This is a genomic window from Variovorax sp. J31P179 (assembly GCF_030316985.1).
Lineage (GTDB): Bacteria > Pseudomonadota > Gammaproteobacteria > Burkholderiales > Burkholderiaceae_C > Variovorax > Variovorax ginsengisoli_B.
This window is the reverse complement of the sequence record NZ_JASZYL010000002.1, coordinates 34,185-54,792: the sequence shown is the minus strand read 5'-3', so window position 1 is coordinate 54,792 and position 20,608 is coordinate 34,185. Positions and strand designations below refer to the sequence as shown.

19 protein-coding genes are annotated in these 20,608 nt (G+C 69.1%); 9 read left to right on the top strand and 10 right to left on the bottom strand.

Annotated features, from left to right (window positions below; all coding sequences use genetic code 11):
* Window positions 1–15 precede the first annotated feature (15 nt).
* Entirely contained in the window at window positions 16–2,313 is a 2,298-nt protein-coding gene (bglX, locus tag QTI17_RS04585; RefSeq protein WP_286532134.1) for a beta-glucosidase BglX, read from the bottom strand.
* 170 nt (window positions 2,314–2,483) lie between these two features.
* Between bglX and QTI17_RS04580 the strand changes: the two genes are divergently transcribed.
* Window positions 2,484–4,097: a glucan biosynthesis protein G gene (locus tag QTI17_RS04580; RefSeq protein ID WP_286531442.1), complete on the top strand. Its 1,614-nt coding sequence runs from the start codon at window positions 2,484–2,486 to the stop codon at window positions 4,095–4,097.
* 13 nt (window positions 4,098–4,110) lie between these two features.
* On the opposite strand, the gene QTI17_RS04575 is transcribed toward QTI17_RS04580, so the two are convergent.
* Complete coding sequence (locus tag QTI17_RS04575; protein WP_286522712.1) at window positions 4,111–4,749, bottom strand: 3-oxoacid CoA-transferase subunit B; 639 nt, start codon at window positions 4,747–4,749, stop codon at window positions 4,111–4,113.
* Window position 4,750: 1 nt separating this feature from the next.
* Window positions 4,751–5,551 (bottom strand): CoA transferase subunit A, encoded by an 801-nt coding sequence (locus QTI17_RS04570; RefSeq protein ID WP_286522713.1) that lies wholly within the window; start codon window positions 5,549–5,551, stop codon window positions 4,751–4,753.
* A 90-nt stretch (window positions 5,552–5,641) separates the two neighbouring features.
* Between QTI17_RS04570 and QTI17_RS04565 the strand changes: the two genes are divergently transcribed.
* Both QTI17_RS04565 and QTI17_RS04560 read left to right on the top strand, forming a co-directional pair.
* The gene (locus tag QTI17_RS04565) at window positions 5,642–6,229 is read left to right on the top strand and encodes a LuxR C-terminal-related transcriptional regulator (RefSeq protein ID WP_286531440.1); all 588 of its coding nucleotides are present in this window, start codon (window positions 5,642–5,644) and stop codon (window positions 6,227–6,229) included.
* 15 nt (window positions 6,230–6,244) lie between these two features.
* Window positions 6,245–7,318, top strand: coding sequence for an MBL fold metallo-hydrolase (locus QTI17_RS04560; RefSeq protein ID WP_286531438.1), 1,074 nt, complete (start codon window positions 6,245–6,247; stop codon window positions 7,316–7,318).
* On the opposite strand, the gene alkB is transcribed toward QTI17_RS04560, so the two are convergent.
* From alkB to ada, 3 genes are read right to left on the bottom strand one after another with little or no spacing between them, the layout of a single operon-like run.
* Complete coding sequence (gene alkB, locus QTI17_RS04555; protein ID WP_286531436.1) at window positions 7,296–7,940, bottom strand: DNA oxidative demethylase AlkB; 645 nt, start codon at window positions 7,938–7,940, stop codon at window positions 7,296–7,298. The two genes, QTI17_RS04560 and alkB, sit on opposite strands and share 23 nt — an antisense overlap.
* Window positions 7,941–8,624 carry a 2OG-Fe(II) oxygenase gene (locus tag QTI17_RS04550; RefSeq protein WP_286532132.1) on the bottom strand — a complete coding sequence of 228 codons (684 nt, stop codon included), beginning with the start codon at window positions 8,622–8,624 and terminating at the stop codon, window positions 7,941–7,943.
* Between the two features lie 17 nt (window positions 8,625–8,641).
* A complete protein-coding gene (gene ada / locus QTI17_RS04545; protein ID WP_286531435.1) occupies window positions 8,642–9,724 on the bottom strand; it encodes a bifunctional DNA-binding transcriptional regulator/O6-methylguanine-DNA methyltransferase Ada in 1,083 nt (360 codons plus the stop codon).
* A gap of 169 nt (window positions 9,725–9,893) precedes the next feature.
* Between ada and QTI17_RS04540 the strand changes: the two genes are divergently transcribed.
* On the top strand, window positions 9,894–11,489 hold the full coding sequence (locus tag QTI17_RS04540) for an OpgD/OpgG family glucan biosynthesis protein (RefSeq protein ID WP_286531433.1): 1,596 nt from the start codon (window positions 9,894–9,896) through the stop codon (window positions 11,487–11,489).
* Window positions 11,490–11,796: 307 nt separating this feature from the next.
* Here QTI17_RS04540 and QTI17_RS04535 read toward each other — a convergent pair whose 3' ends face one another.
* Window positions 11,797–12,204 carry an FKBP-type peptidyl-prolyl cis-trans isomerase gene (locus QTI17_RS04535; protein WP_286522726.1) on the bottom strand — a complete coding sequence of 136 codons (408 nt, stop codon included), beginning with the start codon at window positions 12,202–12,204 and terminating at the stop codon, window positions 11,797–11,799.
* Between the two features lie 110 nt (window positions 12,205–12,314).
* Here QTI17_RS04535 and QTI17_RS04530 point away from each other — a divergent pair, with 110 nt between their 5' ends.
* The 3 genes from QTI17_RS04530 to QTI17_RS04520 are packed head-to-tail and all read left to right on the top strand — an operon-like array spanning window position 12,315 to window position 15,074.
* On the top strand, window positions 12,315–13,709 hold the full coding sequence (locus tag QTI17_RS04530) for an ethanolamine ammonia-lyase subunit EutB (protein ID WP_286531410.1): 1,395 nt from the start codon (window positions 12,315–12,317) through the stop codon (window positions 13,707–13,709).
* A complete protein-coding gene (gene eutC, locus QTI17_RS04525; protein WP_286531408.1) occupies window positions 13,706–14,464 on the top strand; it encodes an ethanolamine ammonia-lyase subunit EutC in 759 nt (252 codons plus the stop codon). Before QTI17_RS04530 ends, eutC begins: the two co-directional genes overlap by 4 nt.
* A 31-nt stretch (window positions 14,465–14,495) precedes the next feature.
* Window positions 14,496–15,074, top strand: coding sequence for a peroxidase-related enzyme (locus QTI17_RS04520; RefSeq protein WP_286531406.1), 579 nt, complete (start codon window positions 14,496–14,498; stop codon window positions 15,072–15,074).
* On the opposite strand, the gene QTI17_RS04515 is transcribed toward QTI17_RS04520, so the two are convergent.
* Both QTI17_RS04515 and QTI17_RS04510 read right to left on the bottom strand, forming a co-directional pair.
* Window positions 15,025–16,764: a phosphoethanolamine transferase gene (locus QTI17_RS04515; RefSeq protein ID WP_286532130.1), complete on the bottom strand. Its 1,740-nt coding sequence runs from the start codon at window positions 16,762–16,764 to the stop codon at window positions 15,025–15,027. The genes QTI17_RS04520 and QTI17_RS04515 overlap by 50 nt on opposite strands.
* Window positions 16,765–16,888: 124 nt before the next feature.
* Window positions 16,889–17,596 carry a phosphatase PAP2 family protein gene (locus tag QTI17_RS04510; RefSeq protein WP_286531404.1) on the bottom strand — a complete coding sequence of 236 codons (708 nt, stop codon included), beginning with the start codon at window positions 17,594–17,596 and terminating at the stop codon, window positions 16,889–16,891.
* 88 nt (window positions 17,597–17,684) lie between these two features.
* Here QTI17_RS04510 and QTI17_RS04505 point away from each other — a divergent pair, with 88 nt between their 5' ends.
* On the top strand, window positions 17,685–18,362 hold the full coding sequence (locus QTI17_RS04505) for a response regulator (RefSeq protein WP_286531402.1): 678 nt from the start codon (window positions 17,685–17,687) through the stop codon (window positions 18,360–18,362).
* Window positions 18,359–19,729, top strand: coding sequence for a sensor histidine kinase (locus QTI17_RS04500; RefSeq protein ID WP_286531400.1), 1,371 nt, complete (start codon window positions 18,359–18,361; stop codon window positions 19,727–19,729). The genes QTI17_RS04505 and QTI17_RS04500 overlap by 4 nt, the downstream gene beginning before the upstream one ends.
* 10 nt (window positions 19,730–19,739) lie before the next feature.
* Here the strand turns inward: QTI17_RS04500 and QTI17_RS04495 are convergent, their stop codons facing one another.
* Complete coding sequence (locus QTI17_RS04495; protein WP_503011018.1) at window positions 19,740–20,570, bottom strand: DMT family transporter; 831 nt, start codon at window positions 20,568–20,570, stop codon at window positions 19,740–19,742.
* Between the last annotated feature and the right edge of the window lie 38 nt (window positions 20,571–20,608).

Sequence of the window (20,608 nt, the reverse complement as noted above, 5' to 3'; positions counted from 1 at the left end):
CCTTTCATCGGATCGTTACTGCAGCAGTTCGAATCCCTGCTCGCGCACGCTCTGCGAGTCGAACCCGATCTGCACGTTGAAGCGGCCCGGCTCCGCCACGCGGCGCAGCTGGGCATTGAAGAACTTGAGTTTGTCCTCGTCGACCGTGAAGCGCACCTGGCGCTCCTCGCCGGGCTGCAGCATGACTTTGCGGAAATCCCTCAGCTCCTTGACCGGACGGACCACCGACGCGGCCACGTCCTGGATGTAGAGCTGCACCACGGTCTCGCCCGCGCGCTGGCCCGTGTTCTTGACGGTCACGGTCGCTTCGACCTTGCCGTTGCGCGCCATGGTCGGGCTCGACAGCGTGACGTCCGACAGCGTGAAGTCGGTGTAGCTCAGGCCATAGCCGAAGGGATACAACGGGCCGGTGATCTCCTCGTAGTACTGCGAGGTGTAGTTGCCCGGCTTGCCTTCCGTGAAGGGGCGGCCCAGCCGCGGATGGTTGTAGTAGGTCGGGATCTGCCCGACCGAACGCGGGAACGAGATCGGCAGCTTGCCCGCCGGGTTGTAGTCGCCGTAGAGCACGTCGGCGATCGCGTTGCCGCCCTCGGTGCCGGTGTACCAGGTCTCGAGGATCGCGTCGGCCTCCTGCTGCTCGCGCACCAGCGCCAGCGGGCGGCCGTTCATGAGCACCAGCACCAGCGGCTTGCCGGTGGCCTTGAGCGCGGTGATCAGGTCGCGCTGGCTCTGCGGCAGGTCCAGGCTGGTGCGGCTCGACGACTCGTGCGACATGCCGCGCGCCTCGCCGACCGCGGCCACGACCACATCGGCCTGCTGCGCGGCCTTCACCGCCTCGGCGATCATCTCGGCCGGCGTGCGTGGGTCCTGCGTCACCTCGGGCGTGTCCCAGTTGAGGAAGTTGAGGTACTTGACGACGCCCTCGTCGTTGGTGATGTTGGCGCCGCGCGCATAGATCACGCGGCCCTTGCCGTCCTTCGCGACCGCGGCATTCAGGCCCGCGCGCAAGGTGACCGCGTTCTTCGAGTAGCCCGCCGCCGACCAGCTGCCGAGCATGTCGATCGGCGCGTCGGCCAGCGGGCCGACCAGCGCGACGGCGGCCGAGCGCGCCAGCGGCAGCGTGCGGTTGCGGTTCTCGAGCAGCACCATCGATTTGCGCGCCACCTCGCGCGCGGCCGGACGGCTCAGGCGGCTGTCGGCATTGAGGTCCGGCGGATCGTCCTTGGCCACGCCGATGCGCAGGTACGGGTCGCGGAACAGGCCCATGTCGTACTTGGCGCCCAGCACCTCGCGCACCGCGTTGTCGATCGCCTTCATGCTCACCTCGCCGGACTTGACCAGGCCCGGCAGCTCCTTCAGGTAGACCGAATCGGCCATGCTGAGGTCGATGCCGTTGTTGATCGCGAGCTTGGCGGCCTCGCGCTCGTCCCTGGCCACGCCATGGCGGATCAGCTCGATGATGGCACCGTGGTCGCTGACCGCCACACCCTTGAAACCCCAGTCCTTGCGCAGCAGGTCCTGCATCAGCCAGGTGTTGGAGGTGGCGGGCACGCCATTGATCGAGTTGAGCGCCACCATCACGCCGCCGGAACCGGCATCGATCGCGGCGCGGTACGGCGGCAGGTAGTCCTGGTACATCCGCATCGGACTCATGTCGACCGTGTTGTAGTCGCGCCCGCCTTCCACCGCGCCGTACAGCGCGAAGTGCTTCACGGCCGTCATGATGCGGCCGGCGGGCACTGGCAAGGTGCCGCCCTGGAAGCCCTTGACCGCGGCCTTGGCGATCTCGGACACCAGGTAGGGGTCTTCGCCGAAGCCCTCCGAGGTGCGGCCCCAGCGCGGGTCGCGCGCGATGTCGACCATCGGCGCGAAGGTCATGTCGATCGAGTCGGCGCTGGCTTCGCGGGCAGCGGTACGCGCCATCACGTCGACCGCGCCCAGGTCCCAGCTCGACGCCAGCCCGAGGCCGATCGGAAAGGTGGTGCGATGCCCGTGGATCACGTCATAGGCGTAGAACATCGGGATCTTCAGCCGGCTCTTCATGGCCGCGTCCTGCAGCCGGCGGTTGTCGGGGCGGTTGACCGAATTGAAGGTGCCGCCGACCCGGCCGGCCGCGATCTCGTCGGCCAGCTGCGCGATCGGCATTTCGGGGCCGATGCTGATCAAGCGGAGCTGGCCGATCTTCTCGTCCAGCGTCATTCTTGAAATGAGGTCGGCGACCAAGGCCGTTTTGCTTTTCGGTGCGGCGGGCTGCGCCTGGGAGAAAGCCAGCGGGCTGGCCAGTCCGGCCGCCAGGGCCAGCACAAACGACATCTTCATTCAGTCTCTTTCATGGATTCGTCGCCGCGTGCGGCGATGCGTCTCGCGCACGGCCCCTCTCTCGAGGGGGAAGGCTTGTCTAGCCCTGGATGCTAAGCTAAGCCGATATTTGTCGACTCGGACAGATCCGAGATACGACAGGAAGTTTCCATAAGTTGATTCTCATGATTGCTCACGCCGCCCGCCGCCGGGGACCGAAGCCCGCGCTGCTGTCCCTGGCCTCCGCCGCCCTGCTGCTCTGGGCCTGCCAGGCCCAGGCCTTCTCGCTCGACGACGTCACGGCGCAGGCACGCACCCTGATGAACAAGCCCTACGTGGCGCCGGTGAACAACCTGCCGCCGGCTTTCAGCGACATGCAGTTCGCCGACTACCAGAAGATGCAGCCGCGCGCCGACCGCTTCGAATGGAAGGACCTGGACACGCCGTTCCGGCTGAACTTCTACCACCAGGGCATGCAGTTCAATTCGGCCGTGCGGATCAACGAGATCACCGCCGACGGCGTGCAGGAGATCAAGTACGACCCCGACCGCTTCGACTTCGGCGGCCTCGCCTTCGACCGCGGCGCGACCCAGGCATTGGGCTACGCCGGCTTCCGGGTGCTCTACCCGATCAACCAGCCCGACAAGCTCGACGAGATCGTGAGCTTCCTCGGCGCCAGCTATTTCCGCGTGATCGGCAAGGGCCAGGTGTACGGGCTGTCGAGCCGCGGGCTGGCGATCGACACCGCGCCGCCGGGCGGCGAGGAGTTTCCCAACTTCCGCGAATTCTGGATCCAGCGGCCGGCGCCGCAGGACCGCCAGCTGGTGATCTACGCGCTGCTCGACTCGCCGCGCGCCACCGGCGCCTACCAGTTCATCGTGACGCCCGGGGGCAAGGACGCGGTGGTCGACGTGCAGGCCAACATCTTCGTGCGCGGCGACATCAAGACGCTCGGCATCGCGCCGTTGACCAGCATGTTCCTCTACGGGCCGAACCAGCAGTCGGACCTCAAGCGCGGCTTCAGGCCCGCGATCCATGATTCGAACGGCCTCGCGCTGCGCACCGGCAGCGGCGAATGGATCTGGCGGCCGCTCAACAACCCGCGCCAGCTCGCGATCAGCTCGTTCGAGATCGAGAACCCGAAGGGCTTCGGCCTGCTGCAGCGCGGCCGCGAGTTCTCGCGCTACGAAGACCTCAAGGACCGATACGACCTGCGCCCGAGCGCCTGGATCGAGCCGCAGGGCCAATGGGGCAAGGGTCGCGTCACGCTGATGGAAATCCCGACGCCGGACGAGACCAACGACAACATCGTGGCCTTCTGGACGCCTGACGCGCCCACCCGGCGCGGCCAGATGCTGCAGTTCGCCTACCGCATGCACTGGACCACCGACGAGCCGGCGCTGCACGATGCCGCCAACGCCTGGGTCCGCCAGACCTTCCACACCGACAGCGAGCAGCTGCAGGCCAACCTGATCCGCAAGCTCGACGGCAACAGCGCCTTCCTGATCGATTTCGAAGGCCCGGCGCTGGCCAGCCTGCCGCCCGGCACCGAGGTCAAGCCGCGGGTCAGCGTGGGCGACAACGCCGATCTGATCGACGTCGGCATCGAGCGCAACCCGGCGACCAAGGGCTGGCGCGTGTCGCTGCGGGTGCGCGTGAAGAACCCGGCCCTGCCGGTCGAGATGCGGGCCGCCCTGGTGCAGGGCGACCAGCCGATCAGCGAGACCTGGAGCTACCAGCTGCCGCCGAATCCGCCGGTGGCGGCAGCAGCGCCGCCAGCGCCCGCGGCGACGCCCTGAGCGGCTCGCGGCCTCAGGCCAGCAGCTTGGCGCCGGTCTTGGCCTGGAGGGCGTCGAAGCTCACGCCGGGCGCGAGCTCGACCACCTTGAGGCCCTCGGGCGTGACGTCCATCACGGCCAGGTCGGTGATGATGCGGTCGACCACGCCGACCCCGGTCAGCGGCAGGCTGCACTTCTCGAGGATCTTGAGGTCCTCGGTGCCGTCCTTCTTGCGAGCAACGTGTTCCATCAGGATGATCACGCGCTTGACGCCGGCCACCAGGTCCATGGCACCGCCCATGCCCTTGACCATCTTGCCGGGGATCATCCAGTTGGCGAGGTCGCCCTTCTCGCTGACCTGCATGGCGCCGAGGATCGACAGGTTGATCTTGCCGCCGCGGATCATCGCGAAGCTGTCGTGGCTGCCGAAGATGGCCGAGCCCGGCAAGGTGGTCACGGTCTGCTTGCCGGCGTTGATCAGGTCGGCGTCGACCTGGTCTTCGGTCGGAAAGGGGCCGATGCCGAGCATGCCGTTCTCGCTCTGCAGCCAGACTTCCTTGTCGCCGACGAAGTTCGCGACCAGGGTCGGGATGCCGATGCCGAGGTTGACGTAGAAGCCGTCTTCGAGTTCTTCGGCCGCGCGTGCGGCCATCTGGTCCTGGGTCCAGGGCATGTCAGGCTCCTTTGGTGTTCTTGATGGGCGCGGGGACTTCGACACCCGCGGCCGCTTGCGCGATCGCGGCCTGGGCCTCGACCTTGGCGGCGGCGGCATCGACCGAGGCGCTCACGGTGCGCTTCTCGATGCGCTTCTCGGGCGTGGCGTTGAGCACGATGCGGTGCACGTAGATGCCCGGCAGGTGGATGTCGTCGGGCGCCAGCTCGCCGACCTCGACGATCTTCTCGACCTCGACGATGCAGATCTTGCCGGCCATCGCGGCGGCCGGGTTGAAGTTGCGCGCCGTCAGGCGGAAACGCAGGTTGCCGGACTTGTCGGCGACGTCGGCCTTGACCAGCGCCACGTCGGGCACCAGCGAGCGTTCCATGACGTAGGTCTCGCCGTCGAACTCGCGCAGTTCCTTGCCTTCGGCGACCTGGGTGCCGACGCCGGTCTTGGTGAAGAAGGCCGGGATGCCGGCGCCGCCGGCACGCAGCTTCTCGGCCAGCGTGCCCTGCGGCGTGAATTCGAGCTCGAGTTCGCCGGCCAGGTACTGGCGCTCGAACTCCTTGTTCTCGCCGACGTAGCTGGCGACCATTTTCTTGATCTGCCGGGTCTCGAGCAGCCTGCCGAGGCCGAAGCCGTCGACGCCGGCGTTGTTCGAGATGCAGGTCAGGTTCTTGACGCCCGAGTCGTGCAGCGCGTCGATCAGCGCCTCGGGGATGCCGCACAGGCCGAAGCCGCCGACGGCAAGGGTCTGGCCGTCGGCCACGACGCCCTTGAGCGCCGCGTCGGCGGAGGGATAGATCTTGTTCGCCATGGTTCCTCGCTGGGTGATGGGGATGGGGTTGAATCGGGTCGAAATCCGAACCCGGACGATACTACGTACTGGCATACGTAGTATTTCGTAATGGACACACCCGACACCGCGCTCGCCGCCATCGACTACCGGCTCGCCTTCGAGCAGGCGCCGGTCGGCATGGTGCTGTCGCGCCATCGGATCATCGTCGACTGCAACCTGCGTCTGTGCGAGATGTTCGGTGCCACGCGCGACGCGCTGGTCGGACAGTCGTTTCGAGTCCTGTACCCGAGCGTCGTCGAATTCGAGCGCATCGGCAAGCGCATGGAGCCGATTCTGAACGCCAGCGGCCGCTATGCCGACAACCGAATGATGAAGCGCCTGGGCGGCCTGCACGGTGCCTTTGCGGGCGAAACCTTCTGGTGCCACGTGAGCGGCCAGGCGCTCAACCGCGAGGCGCCGCACGAGGCCGGCATCTGGACCTTCGAGGACCTGGGCTCGCGGCGAGCCGCCAAGGCCGACCTGACGCCGCGCGAGCGCGAGGTCGCGGCGCAGCTGATGAAAGGGCTGACCTCGAAGGAGATCGGCCGGGCGCTGGCGATCAGCCACCGCACGGTCGAGATCCACCGCGCCCGGCTGATGCGCAAGTACACCGCGGCGACCACGGCCGAGCTGGTGCAGAAATTGATCGCTGGCTAGCGTCGGCGCCACACGATGAACCCGTACCACGACCCCGACAAGTCGCACCACCGCCCCAACGGCTTCCAGAACAACTACCTCGAGTTCGAGCCCAAGAGCCTGTCGGAGCTGCTGCGCTGGCGCCGCGAGGCGGCGCGCCTGCGCCTGCCGCCGCCGCCGCGGGCACCGACGCCGCGCGTCGCGCCCGAACTGGACTGGCTGCTTGCCAATGCACTCGCTGGTGCCGCGATGCAACCGGCCGTCACCTGGATCGGCCACGCGACGGCGATGGTCCAGATGGGCGGATTGACCCTGCTGACCGATCCGATGTTTTCACAGCGCGCCTCCCCGCTGCCGCTGCTCGGCCCGCGGCGCCATGCGGCCCCGGGCCTTGCGCTGGCCGAACTGCCGCACGTCGACCTGGTGCTGGTCTCGCACAACCACTACGACCACCTCGACGCGGCCTCGGTGGTGGCACTGAACCGGCAGCCGGGCGGCCCGCCGCTGTTCGTCGTGCCGCTGGGCCTCAAGGATTGGCTGGCCGCCCGCGGCATCACGCGCTCGATCGAACTCGACTGGTGGGACCGCCAGCGCCTCGAAGGCCCGCGGGGCCCGGTCGAGGTGGCCCTAGTGCCGGCCCAGCACTGGTCCTCGCGCAGCCCGCGCGACGCCATGGCCACGCTGTGGGGCGGCTTCGCCGTGCTGGCGCCCGACTGCCACCTGCTGTTCACGGGCGACACCGGCTACTCGCGCGACTTCGGCGACATCCGCCAGCACTTCAGCGACCGGCAGACCGTGACCCAGGGCGGCGGCTTCGATCTGGCGCTGATCCCGATCGGCGCCTATGCGCCGCGGTGGTTCATGCGCGATCAGCACGTGGATGTGGGAGAAGCCTTGCGGATCCACGCCGACCTCGGCGCCAAGCGCTCGCTCGGCATCCACTGGGGCGTGTTCCAGCTGACCGACGAGGCGCTGGACGAACCGCCGCGCAAGCTGGCGGAACTGCGCGAGCTCAGAGGGCTGGCGGAAGAGGAATTCTTCGTCACCGCGATCGGCGAGACGCGCCGGCTGCCGCCGCGCCGCGCGTTCAACCCGCTTTCCGAAACGTGAGGTTGATGCGCGAGGCGCCGAGCATCGGGTGCTCGCCCTCCTTCAGCGGCAGCACGCCGTGGAAATTGAGCCGGGCCGGCCCGCCCCACACCACGACGTCGCCGTGGGCGAGCGGCACGCGCCGCGGCCTGTCGCTGCGCGTCGAGCCGCCGAACTGGAACACCGCAGGAAGGCCGAGCGACACCGAGACGATCGGCTGGCCCAGATCGCGCTCGTCGCGGTCCTGGTGCAGCGACAAGCGGGTGCCGGGCAGGTAGCGATTGACGAGGCAGGCATCGGGCACGAAGCCGTCGAAGCCGGCCTCCGCGGCCGCCTGCGCCGCCAGCGCGGCAAAGGCGGCCGGCATCGAAGGCCAGGCCCGCCCGCTGTCGGGATCGATCGGGTCATAGCGGTAGCCGGTGCGATCGCTGACCCAGCCCAGCGCACCGCAGTTGCTCATCGCGACCGACATCGTGAAGCCGCCCGGGGTCACGAGATGGCGAAACGGCGCCCGCGCGGTCACGGCCTGCACGGCCGCGAGCAGGGCCGCATCGTGCCGGCACGCGAAGCGCCGCAGCACGACCGCGCCGGGCGCCAGCGGCTCCATCGACGGCGCATCGGGTTCGAACAGGTCCAGGGTCATTCAGGTGGCGTCGTGAAAGATGATGCCCAGCGTGTGCCGGCGGCCTGACCTCACGAGGCTCACGCCGTGGCGCAGGTTGACACGGTATGCGCCGCGCGTGCCCTGCACCGGGCGGTGATGCACCGCGATCACCGCGGCGTCGCCCTGCCGCAGCGGCAGCACCATCGGCCGCGACTGCATGCGCGGGCGCTGCTCGGTCATGACGAATTCTCCACCGGAGAAATCGCGCTCCGGCTCGGACAGCAACACCACCATCTGCAACGGAAAGACCTGCTCGCCGTAGAGATCCTGATGCAGGCAGTTGTAGTCGCCGGGGCCGTATTGCAGGAGCAGAGGTGTTGGCTTGCATTGCCCCGCCGCATGGCAGCGGGCGATGAACTCGGCATGCTGCGGGGGATAGCGCACATCGACGCCCATGGCCTCGTTCCAGCGGTTGGCGATCGGCGCGAGCCGCGGGTAGACCGATTCGCGCAGTCCCGCGACCAGGCCCGGCATCGGATGGTCGAAGTACTTGTACTCACCGCGTCCAAAGCCGTGGCGCTCCATCACGACCCGGCTGCGAAACGGACCCGCCCCGGCGTAGAGCGCGGCCATCGAGCGGCACTGCTCGGGCGTCAGCAGGGCCCGGATGAGCGCATGGCCCTGTTCGTCCAGGTCGCTTGCGACCTGTGCCCAGTCGACCATGTCGATGTCGCGTGCACTCACTGGTGCTCCGCCTCTCGTTGCAGCAGCGCGCTCTTGCGCTCCACGCCCCAGCGATAGCCCGAGAGGCCGCCGTCGCTGCGCACCACGCGGTGGCACGGGATCGCCACGGCCAGCGCGTTGGCGCCGCAGGCCTGGGCCACGGCGCGCACCGACTTCGGCGCGCCGATGCGCTCGGCGATCTGGCTGTAGCTCGCGGTCGCGCCGGCCGGGATCTCGCGCAGCGCCCGCCACACGCGCAGCTGGAAGGCCGTGCCGCGCAGGTCCAGCGGCAGGTCGAGCCCGAGCGCCGGAGCCTCGACGAAGCCGACCACCCGGGCCACCAGCGCCTCGAAGGCCGGGTCGCCGCCGATCAGCCGGGCCTTGGGGAAGCGGTCCTGCAGATCGCGCGCCAGCGCATCGGGATCGTCCCCGAGCGCGATCGCGCAGACGCCGCGCGCGCTCTGCGCCACCAGGATGGCGCCGAGCGCGCAGGCGCCGATGGCGAAGCGGATCTCTGTGTCGGCACCGCCGGCACGCCAGGCCGTGGGCGTCATGCCGAGCGTCCGGTCGGCATCCTCGTAGAAGCGGCCGTTGGAGTTGTAGCCGGCGTCGTAGATGGCGCTGGTGACCGATTCGCTTCGGCCCAGCGACTCGCGCACGCGGTGGGCGCGGTGCGCGGCCGCGTAGGCCTTCGGCGTCAGCCCCGTCACCGCCTTGAAGAGCCGCTGCACATGCGATGCGCTCAGGCCGGCACGCTCGGCCAGTTGATCGAGGGTGGGGACCTGCTCGGCGCCTTCGATGAAGCGGCACAGATCGGCGACTTGCACCGCCTGCCGCTCGGCGCGCGCCGGCTGGTCGGGCTGGCAGCGCATGCAGGGCCGGAAGCCCGCCCGCTCGGCCTCGGCCGGGCTGGCGTGGAAGTCGACGTTCTCGGGCCGCGCGGAACGGGCGCCGCACGAAGGTCGGCAGTAGACGCCGGTGGTCCGCACCGAATAGACGAAGCGGCCATCGGCGGCCGGGTCGCGCGCGGCCACCGACGCCCAGCGCGGATCGCTCACAGTGGCGAGTGCCCGCATCTCGTTGCTGTTGCTCATGTTCATCTCTGTCCTCGGCATGTTGTGGATCGGTGCCACCACTGTAGGAAAGGCCGCCGCGCCGCGCACTCCGTGTCTTGCTTTCGAATTCGAATGTAGGACCAGGGCGCCCCTGCGGCGTCATCAGCCTTCGACCTACGAATCGCCGCCGATGCCGCCGCTAGATTGAGCCCACATGATGGATCGTCGCTCACTTCTGGTCGCGGGTGGGGCCTCGCTGGCCCTGGCTTCCCTCGGACTGCCCGCGGGCGCGCAGGCGGCTGCCGGCCTCCGCTTCAGTCAGCCCTCGCCCTTCTCTTTCGAACGCCTTGTTGCATTGTCGAAGTCGCTGGCCGCCAAGCCCAGGGTCGCCGACGCCTCGCTGCCGGCCGACGTGCTGCAGCGTATCGACTACGACGCCCAGGGAAAGATCCGTTTCGACACCCGCAACGCGCTGTTCCGCGACGGTCCCGGCGCGTTTCCCGTGACCTTCTTCCACCTCGGACGTCTGGCCCCGGTACCGGTCCACATGTACCTCATCGAAGAAGCACGCGGCGACAGCTTTGCGCGCGAGATTCTCTACGACCCGGCGCTGTTCACGATGCCCGCCGACAGTCCGGCCAGGCAGTTGCCCGCCGGCGCCGGCTTCGCGGGCTTTCGCCTGCAGGAGAGCCGGCTCGGAGACCAGGGCGGGCGGCCCTGGCAGGACAACGACTGGGTGGCTTTCCAGGGCGCCTCCTACTTTCGCGCCATCGGCGAGCTCTACCAGTACGGGCTGTCGGCGCGCGGCGTCGCCCTCGATGCGGCCGTGCCCGACCGGCCCGAGGAATTCCCCGACTTCACGCGCTTCTACTTCGAGCCGCCCACCGCGGGCTCGGACGCCATGACGGTCTACGCGCTGCTCGAAGGACCCAGCATCACCGGCGCCTACAAGTTCCTGCTGCGGCGCGGCAAGGGCGTGCTGATGGACATCGAGTGCCGGCTGTTCCTGCGCCGCGAGGTCGAGCGTTTCGGCCTGGCGCCGCTGACCTCGATGTACTGGTACTCCGAAACGGCAAAGCCGACCGGCATCGACTGGCGGCCCGAGGTGCACGACTCCGACGGCCTGGCGATGTGGAACGGCGCCGGCGAACGCATCTGGCGGCCGCTCAACAACCCGACCCAGACCCGTGCCTCGACCTTCACCGACAGCAACCCCAAGGGCTTCGGCCTGCTGCAGCGCGACCGAAGCTTCGACCACTACCAGGACGGCGTCCACTACGAGAAGCGGCCGAGCCTGTGGGTCGAGCCGCTCGGTGCCTGGGGCGAAGGCGAGGTGCAGCTGATCGAGATCGCGACCGACGACGAGATCCATGACAACGTGCTTGCCTGCTGGGTGCCCAAGGCGCCGGCCAGCGCGGGTTCGAGCGTGACGCTCAAGTACCGCCTCCACTGGAGCGCCGAGGAGCCCTTCCCCTCGCCCTTGGCACGCTGCATCGCCACCCGCATGGGCCGCGGCGGCGAGCCGGGCAAACCTCGGCCGGCGGGGGTGCGCAAGTTCATGGTGGAGTTCATCGGCAAGCCGCTGGAATCGCTGCCCTCCGGGGTCAAGCCCGAATTGGTGCTGACCGCGGCGCGCGGCAAGTTCTCGTACGTCTTCGCCGAAGCCGTTCCGAACGGTGTTGCCGGACATTGGCGGGCGCAGTTCGACTTCACGCCGGAGGGCAACGAGGCGGTCGACATGCGCCTGTTCCTGAAGAACGGGGAACAGACTTTGTCGGAGACCTGGCTGTATCAGTTTCAGCCGGGTTGAGATCGTTCGTTGGTGGGGGCCCGGCAAGCGGTGCGGGCCATCCCGACGTCTCCAACGCCGATGCCACCCCAACGTATCAGCGGTGGTGGGCGGTATGCCCTGGGCTGGCCGTTGAGGCACCGCCGAGCAGCGGAGCGGCAGGCGGAAAAAGGGCCGCGCGTGTTTGAGTGGAGCGCAGCGGAGCGAGTTTGCGCGGACCCCGCCTGCCGCGAGCAGCGCAGGGAAGCCCGAAGGGCCGGTGACGTCGGCCGGCCCAGGGCATACCGCCCGCCACCGCCGCCCACCGCCGTCAAACGTCCCCGATACCCTACTTCCCCTTCACAGCAATCAACTCGATCTCGAAGTTCAAGGTCGCGTTGGGCGGAATCACCCCGCCCGCCCCGCGCGTCCCGTAGGCGATGCCCGGCGGGCAGGTCAGCTTGGCCTTGCCGCCGACCTTCATCAGCTGCACGCCCTCGGTCCAGCACGGGATCACGCCGTTGAGCGGGAACTCGGTCGGCTCGCCGCGCTTGTAGGAGCTGTCGAACTCCTTGCCGTCGGGGAAGGTGCCTCGGTAGTGCACCTTGACCACGTCGGTCGCGGCCGGCGAGGCCCCCTTGCCGTCGACCAGCGACTGGAACACCAGCCCGCTGGGCTTGGTGACCGGCGCCGACTGCGCGAAGGCGCTCGGCAAGACGAACAACGAAACGACGGCGGCACAAAGAACTGATCGCACGGCAAACCCTTGGTTGATTGGACGAAGAGCCTCATTATTGCCGGGTGGCGCCTGTCTGGCACCGCTCTTGCACATCGTCGCCGCCTCCCCATCGACTCTCTGCTCGCACCATGCGCTACCGCACCACGATCGACTCCCAGGTCTTCGACTTCGACGACCTGAGGCAGGTCATGGCCTTTGCCAGCCCCGCACGTTCGGGCGACTACCTGGCGGGCATCGGCGCCGCCACCGCGCAGCAGCGCATGGCCGCGCGCCACGTTCTGGCCGAGACGCCGCTGAAGCAATTCCTGACCGAGGCGTTGATCCCCTACGAGGCCGACAACATCACGCGCCTGATCATCGACGGCCACGATGCCGCGGCCTTCGCGCCCGTGGCGCACCTTACGGTCGGCGATTTCCGCAACTGGCTGCTGTCCGACCTCGCCGACACCGCGGCATTGAGTGCGCTGGCGCCCGGCCTGTCGCCCGAGATGGTGGCCGCGGCCTCCAAGCTCATGCGCAACCAGGACCTGGTCGCAGTGGCCCGCAAATGCAGCGTGGTCACGCGCTTCAGGGACACCATCGGCCTGCCCGGCCACCTCTCGGTGCGGCTGCAGCCCAACCACCCGACCGACGACCTGCGCGGCGTCGCCGCCTCCACGCTCGACGGCCTGTTGATGGGCGCCGGCGATGCCGTGATCGGGCTCAACCCGGCGTCCGACAGCATGCCCATCCTCGGCGAACTGCTGCGGCTGCTCGACGAAGTCATCCAGCGCTTCGAGATTCCGACCCAGAGCTGCGTGCTGACCCATGTCACCAACACGCTGAAGCTGGCCGAGTCCGGGGCGCCGATCGACCTGGTGTTCCAGTCGATCGGCGGCACCGAGCAGACCAACCTGTCCTTCGGCGTCACGCCCGAGCTGCTCGACGAGGCCCATGCCGCGGCGCAGTCGCTGCAGCGCGGCACCGTCGGGCGCAACTGCATGTACTTCGAGACCGGCCAGGGCAGCGCGCTGTCGGCCAACGCCAGCTTCGGCGTCGACCAGCAGACTTGCGAGGCACGCGCCTACGCGCTGGCCCGCCGCTACCAGCCCCTGCTGATCAACACCGTGGTCGGCTTCATCGGGCCCGAGTACCTGTACGACGGCAAGCAGATCATCCGCGCCGGCCTCGAGGACCACTTCTGCGGCAAGCTCCTCGGCCTGCCGATCGGCTGCGACATCTGCTACACCAACCACGCCGAGGCCGATCAGGACGACATGGACACGCTGCTGGTGCTGCTCGGCACGGCCGGCATCAACTTCATCATGGGCGTGCCGGGCGCCGACGACGTCATGCTCAACTACCAAAGCACTTCCTTCCACGACGCGCTCTTCCTGCGCCAGACCCTGGGCCTCAAGCGGGCGCCCGAGTTCGAGGCCTGGCTGCAACGCATGCAGATCAGCGACGCCGCGGGCCGGCTCCATCCGCCCTCGTCCAATCGCCTGCTCGCCGACATGGGCGCCCTCGCGGCACTCGCCCGATGAACGACATCGTCACCGCCAGCCCCTGGGGCGCCTGGCGCAGCGCCACCCCGGCGCGGCTCGCGCTCGGCCGCGCCGGCGCCGGCATGCCGACCGACGAGGTGCTGCGCTTCGGCTGGGCGCATGCGATGGCGCGCGACGCAATCCACGCCGCGCTCGACGTGCCGGCGCTCGAGTCCGCCCTGCGCGACGGCGGCTGGGCCGTGGCCGAGGCCCGCAGCCGCGCGCCCGACCGCACCGCCTACCTGCGCCGCCCCGACCTCGGCCGCCAGCTCGACGCCAGCGACGCCGAGCGGCTGCACGCCGCCGCCGGGCCGCCGGCCGACCTCTGCATCGTGGTGGGCGACGGCCTGTCCTCGCTGGCGGTGGCGCGCCATGCCGTCCCGCTGCTGGCGGCGCTGCGCCCCCATCTGCCGGCCGGGCTGGCGCTGACGCCGGTGGTGGTCGCGACCCAGGCCCGGGTCGCCCTGGCGGACGAGATCGGCGAGGCTTTCGGCGCGCGGCTGTCGGTCATGCTGATCGGCGAACGCCCGGGGCTGAGTTCGCCGGACAGCCTCGGGATCTACATCACGCACGCGCCGCGCCGCGGCCGCCACGACGCCGAACGCAACTGCATCTCGAACGTGCGGCCCGAAGGGCTGGCCTACGCAACGGCCGCCTTCAAGCTCGGCTGGCTGCTGCGCGAAGCCCTGCGCCGGGGACTCACCGGCGTTGCGCTGAAGGACGACAGCGAGCTCCATCTCCCCTCCTCCCTATGATGATCGGGAACAAGGAACCCAGGAGACGCCCATGACCGACCGCTATCCCCTCGCCGAGCTCAAGGACCTGCCCGACGACATCCGCGCCGCGGTGCTCGCAGTCCAGGAGAAGGCCGGCTTCGTGCCCAACGTGTTCCTCGGACTGGCGCGCCGCCCGGCCGAGTGGCGGGCCTTCTTCGCCTACCACGACGCCCTCATGCTGAAGGAGGAAGGCTCGCTCACCAAGGGCGATCGCGAGATGATCGTCACCGCCACCAGTGCGGTCAACCAGTGCCTCTATTGCGTGGTGGCCCACGGCGCGCTGCTGCGCATCTACGAGAAGAAGCCGCTGGTGGCCGACCAGGTGGCCGTCAACTGGCGCCGCGCCGACATCACGCCGCGCCAGCGCGCGATGCTCGAGTTCGCGATGAAAGTCTGCGAGCGTTCGCACGAGATCGACGACAGCGATTTCGCGCCGCTGCACGCCCACGGCTTCGACGACGAAGACATCTGGGACATCGCCGCCATCACCGCCTTCTTCGGCCTCTCGAACCGAATGGCAAGCTTCAGCGGGATGCAGCCTAACCCGGAGTTCTTCCTGATGGGCCGGGTCCCACGCGAGAAGAAGTAGCCACCGCATCGCGCCCGCGGCACGACGCCAGCGCATCGAGCGCTGGCAGGTAGGTCGGCGTCTTGACGTCCATCAGGCCGAGCACCGTGTGATAGAGGTTGTCGTGCGTGAGCGGCGTGTCCAGCCCCGCCGACATGCAGCTGGCGGACAGTCGCCGGCGGGCCGCCATGCCTTCGCCGAACCAGGCCACCATCGGTACGTGCTTCTGCACCTCCGGCGCGAAACCGTAGGGCACGCCGTGCAGGAACAGGCCGTACTCGCCGAGCGATTCGCCGTGGTCGCTCAGGTAGAGCAGCGCCGTATCGAACTTCGCCGACTGGCCCTGGAGCCAGTCGATGGTCTTGCCCAGGAAGCGGTCGGTGTAGGCGATCGAGTTGTCGTAGCCGTTCAGCAGCTCGGAGTGGCTGCACTCGGCCAGCGCATTGCTCCGGCATTCGGGCAGGAAGCGCTTGGCATCCGGCGACGAGCGCTTGAAGTACGAGGGGCCATGACTGCCCATCTGGTGCATCACCAGCACCACGCCCTTGGCGCGGCGCTCGGCGGGCAGTGCGGCCAGGCGCTGGTCCAGGCCCTTGAGCATGACGTCGTCCAGGCACTCGTCGCCGTCGCACAACGCGCTCTTGACGCCGGCGTCGAGCGGGTCGAAGGCCGAGGCATGGGGAATGCGATCGCACACGCCCTTGCAGCCGCCGGCCTGGTTGTCGAGCCAGAAGACCGCCAGGCCCGAGGCCTGCAAAACGTCCATCAGGTTCTCGTAGTCGTCCTTGCGCCCCTCGAAGGCCTGCTTGCTCAGCGGCGAGAACATGCACGGCACGGAGGCCAGGGTGTTGGTGCCGCAGGAATGAACGTCGCGCCAGCTCAGCACCTTGCGCGCCGCGAGCTCCGGCGTGGTGTCGCGCGCATAGCCGTTGAGGCCGAAGTGGTCGGAGCGCGCGGTCTCGCCCACCACCAGCACGAACAGCGGCGGCCTGGCCTGTCCGGCATAGCTGGCGCCCAAGGCCGCACCGCCGCTCATCGGAATCAGGCGGCGGTTGTGCTTGAAGACCGGTCCGAAAGTCACCGACCCCGCGGAATACAGGCTCGCCAGCGGATTCATCATGTAGCGCAGGTTCGCGTTGTTGCGCATCAGCGGCGCCAGTTGCCGGTTCATGGCCATCGCACCGCCCGCGGCCAGCACCGCCACGGCCAGCAGCAGCACGCCATTGCGCCAGGCCTGCGAGACCAGGCGCTGCGGTGCCAGCCGGAGGCGCCAGAGCGCCCAGCCCGGCAGCGCAGCGACCAGGATCACATTGAGCAGCAGGCGCCAGCTCATCAGGTCGCGCACCTCGTTGGCGTCGGTCTGCATGGCGTTGGCCAGCATGCTCGGGTCCATCACGACGCTGTAGCTCAGCATGTAGTGCTGGACCACCGCCGCCAGCACGACGACGCCGAACCAGACCGGCTTCATCCAGCGCGACCAGGCGGTGAACGACAGCAGCGCCACGGTGCCGCACACCGTGAGCAGCAGCATCGATGCGATCGAGGGCAGGTACACGCTGGGTGCGCCGCCGATGCGCGCGAGCTCGATCCACAGCGGCCAGTTGGCCACCAACGCGAGATAGAGGCTCAGCCAGACGACGACGCGCCGAGCAGTGCGGGGACGTTCCAGCCAGGCGTCGAAGGCCTGCCTGCGCGAACGCAGCGCGCCCATGGGCGCGGGAACGAGCGGGTCGTCGACCGCGGTCTCGCTGGGCGGCAGCGCAACGGAAGACGAATTGGAACCAAGCATCGGTGAAGACTACGCAGCCGGACTGAAACCTCCCTGAATCGACCGGTCAGGCTTCGTTCAGCTTCGGCGACGCATCTGGCCGCGTGCGCCGGTCGGACAGCACCCGAAAGAGCACATCGATCGCGAAGGCCGCCACCCAGCAGAACCAAGCGGTCCACAAGGTGTGGCTCATGAAGTGGGCGCCCCGCATCTGCTGGGAAAGGCCCAGGGCCAGCCCGGTGACCAGCGTGCAGGCGAACCAGGCCCGCGCGACACCGGGCGAGGCGCGGCGAAATACGAAGTAGCCGCCCAGGTAGGCGAAGGCCGCGGAGGCATGGCCGGCTGGAAAGCAATGGCCCGGGCCACCGTCGCGCACACCAAAGGCCCAGTGCGACACTTGTTGCGCGACGCCGCCGAAGGCCTGGAGATCCCAGGGGCAGCTGGTCTTGCTGGTGAACTTGAGCAGCGAGATGAGGATGACGCTGGCCAGCGCGGTCGCAGCCAGTTGCACCCGCTCGCCCCGGCGCAGGCGTCGAAGCAGGCCGACCGGCCACCGGATGGCGGCAAAAAGCCCGATCACCAGCACCCAGCTGAGCGTCTTGGCGCCCTCGTGCATCACCTTGTTCAGGAACCAGTCGTCGCGCCACGGAAAACCCGTCGGCGTGCCTGCCATCCGGGCCAGCACGAGGTCCAGCCCGCTGGCATCCCACAGAAGCAGCAAGCCGAGGGCGAGCAGCGTGAGGACGAACAAGCGGGCGTAGGCAGAGCGAATCATGCGGCGCAAGGCTAGCGCACGGGCATGAACCGAGGCTGAAGGCCGGACCGGCAGGCTCTAGACTCCTCCTTTTTGAAAGGACGCAGCCGTGCGCATATTGCTGGTCGAAGACGACACCGGACTGGCCGACGCTGTCTGCAGTTATCTTCAGGCAAAGGCCTTCGTGGTCGACGTGGCACCTGGCTTGGCGGAAGCACGCGCCGCGCTGACCGCGGTGCAGTACGCGGCGGTGCTGCTCGACCTGCACCTGGGCGACGGCGACGGCCTGTCGCTGCTGCCGACCATCCGCGCCCTGCGAGAGCGGCCGATCGTGATCGTGCTGACCGCCCGCGACCAGGTGACCGACCGCATTCGCGGCCTCGATGCCGGCGCCGACGACTACCTCATCAAGCCCTACGACCCGGCCGAACTGCTGGCCCGGCTGCGGGCGGTCGAGCGCCGGCGCAGCACCAGCAGCGCCCCCGTGCTGCGGCTCGGGACGCTCGAGATCGACCTGGCGCGCGACCTGGTGCGCAAGGACGGCTTTCCGGTCACGCTGACCCAGAAGGAATGGGCCCTGCTGCGTGTCATGGCGACCCGTCCCGACCGCATCCACACGCGCGAGAACCTGGCCGATGCACTGTACGGCTTCGGCGACGAGGCCGACAGCAACACCCTCGAGGTCTTCATCAGCCGGCTGCGCCGAAAGCTCGGGCGCAACCACATCCAGACCCTGCGCGGCCTGGGCTACCGGCTCTCGTTCGCACCGGAAGAAGAGCAGGAATGAAGCTCGGGCTGATGCAGCAGGTCGGCTTCGAGCCGCTGGGCCGCCGCGATTCGCTCGCCGGCCGGCTGACGCGCACGCTGATCGTCTGGGTCGGCGGGGTCTGGCTGCTGTGCGTGCTCGGGGTGGTCTGGTATGTGGACCGCGAGATCAACCACAACTTCGACAGCGAGCTGATCGAGGTCTCGCACCGGATGTTCGACATGGCGGTGCACGAACTCGACAAGCTGCAGAGCGAGAACCCGGATGCGCGGCCGCCCCTGATCGCACCGCGGCAGCTTTACCCGACAGATGCGGTGATCTACCAGGTGGTCAGCCTGCATGAACAGGTGATGCTGCGTTCGGCCGAGGCGCCGATCAGCGCCTTCGACGTGCCGCTGGCGCCCGGCTTCGCCAACGCCGAACCCTGGCGCATCTACACCGTCCGGCATCCCACGCGCGAGCTGTTCTTCCAGGTCGCCGATCCGCTGGACGAGCGTCGCACCGCGCTCAACCGGACCCTTTTCGGCCTCATCATCCCGCTCGGGGCCGTGCTGCCGCTGCTGGCACTGGTGCTGCGCAACGTGGCGCGCAACGAACTGCGCGTGCTGCAGCAGCTGGCCGGCGAGATCGAGCAGCGCAGCGGCGCCGACCTGCGCCCGATCCAGATACCCGGACTGCCGAAGGAACTGCGCTCGGTGGCCGACCACGTCAGCCAGCTGCTGGAGCGCCTGTCGCAGGCCCTGGACGTCGAGCGCGCGCTGGCCGCCAATGCCGCGCACGAATTGCGCACCCCGCTGGCCGCCGCCCGCCTCAGGTTGCAGACCGCGCTCGACCACGACCTGAAGCACGACGACGTGCAGGCCGCGCTCGACGCGCTGCAGATGCTCGGCCACCGCACCGAGAAGCTGCTGCAGTTGTCGCGCGCCGAGTCCGGGGCCTCGCTGACGCGGGCGCCGATCGACCTGGTCCAGCTCGCCGGCACGGTGGCGCAGGAGTTCTGGCAGGATCCGCGCGTCAACGAGCGCCTGTCGCTCAGGGTCCCGGACAGCAAGGCGCCCGTGACGCTCGGCGACGTTGACGCGCTCGCGATCGCGCTGCGCAACCTGGTCGAGAACGCCTTGCGCTACGGCCGCGGCCGCGTCGTCGTCGAAGTGCTGGAGCCCTGCACGCTGGCGGTCCGCGACTTCGGACCCGGCGTCAGCGCGGAGCAGCTGCGCACCCTGCAGCATCGCCATGTGCGCCACGGTTCCGACCGCGCCGGCTATGGGCTCGGGCTGTCGATCGTCGGCACCATCGTCGACAAGCTGGGCGCACGGCTCGAGCTGAGCTCGCCGCCGTCGGGGGCACCCTCGGGTTTCGAGGCACGGATCGCCCTGCGCCCGGCTTGAGGCTTTCCGGTCATCGGTGCGCCTTGATCGACGCCACGATGCCCAGCACGAACAGCAGCGCGGCCAGCCATTCGGTCGCCAGCGGCCAGCGTCCGTCCCACATGAACGCATAGAGCAGCGCGAACAGGGTCTCGCTCACGATCAGCTGGCCACAGAGGCTGGCGGACAGCCGCTGGCTGGCGACGTTCCACAGCACCGTCGCCAGCCATGACGAGCCGATGCCCCCGGCCAGCGCCAGCAGCAGGAACAAGCCGCCATTGGGCTGCGCGCGCATTGCCTGGTGGCTGGAACCCGCCAGCAGCCACAGCACGGCCGCGCCCAGCCCGGTCGCGATGCCGAGCCAGTTCGCCCAGTCGGCGGCGTGGACCTCGGGGTGCCGTCGCAGCCAGGCGGCATTGAGCAGTCCGAAGGCGGTCCAGCTCGCCATCGCCAGCAAGGCCAGCAGCAGGCCCCAGCCGAATCCGGCGCCGCCCGCGACCTCGACGCCGCTCTGCGGCCATGCCGCCGCGACCATCAGCCCGATGCCGGCGGCGGTCAGCGCCAGGCCCGGTACCAGGGCCCGCAGCGCCAGGCCCGCGGGCCGGCCCAGCAGCATCATCCAGACCGGAATGGTGCCGATGATCAGGCTCGGCACCGCGGTGCCCGCGCCTTCGATCGCAAAGGCGAGCAGCACGTAGTAGCCGGTGAAGCCGAGCACGCTGAGCGCGAGCGCCGCGGCCGCCTGCCGCCCGCTGGGCCAGCGCCGCAGCGCCGGCCGGGTGGCGACGGCCACCCCGGCGACCGCCCCGAAGACCAGGAAGCGCGCGGCCGCGATGTCGACCATGCCGAAGTTGCCCACCATGCGCGGCGCCACGAACACCAGGCCCCAGAGCGCGCCCG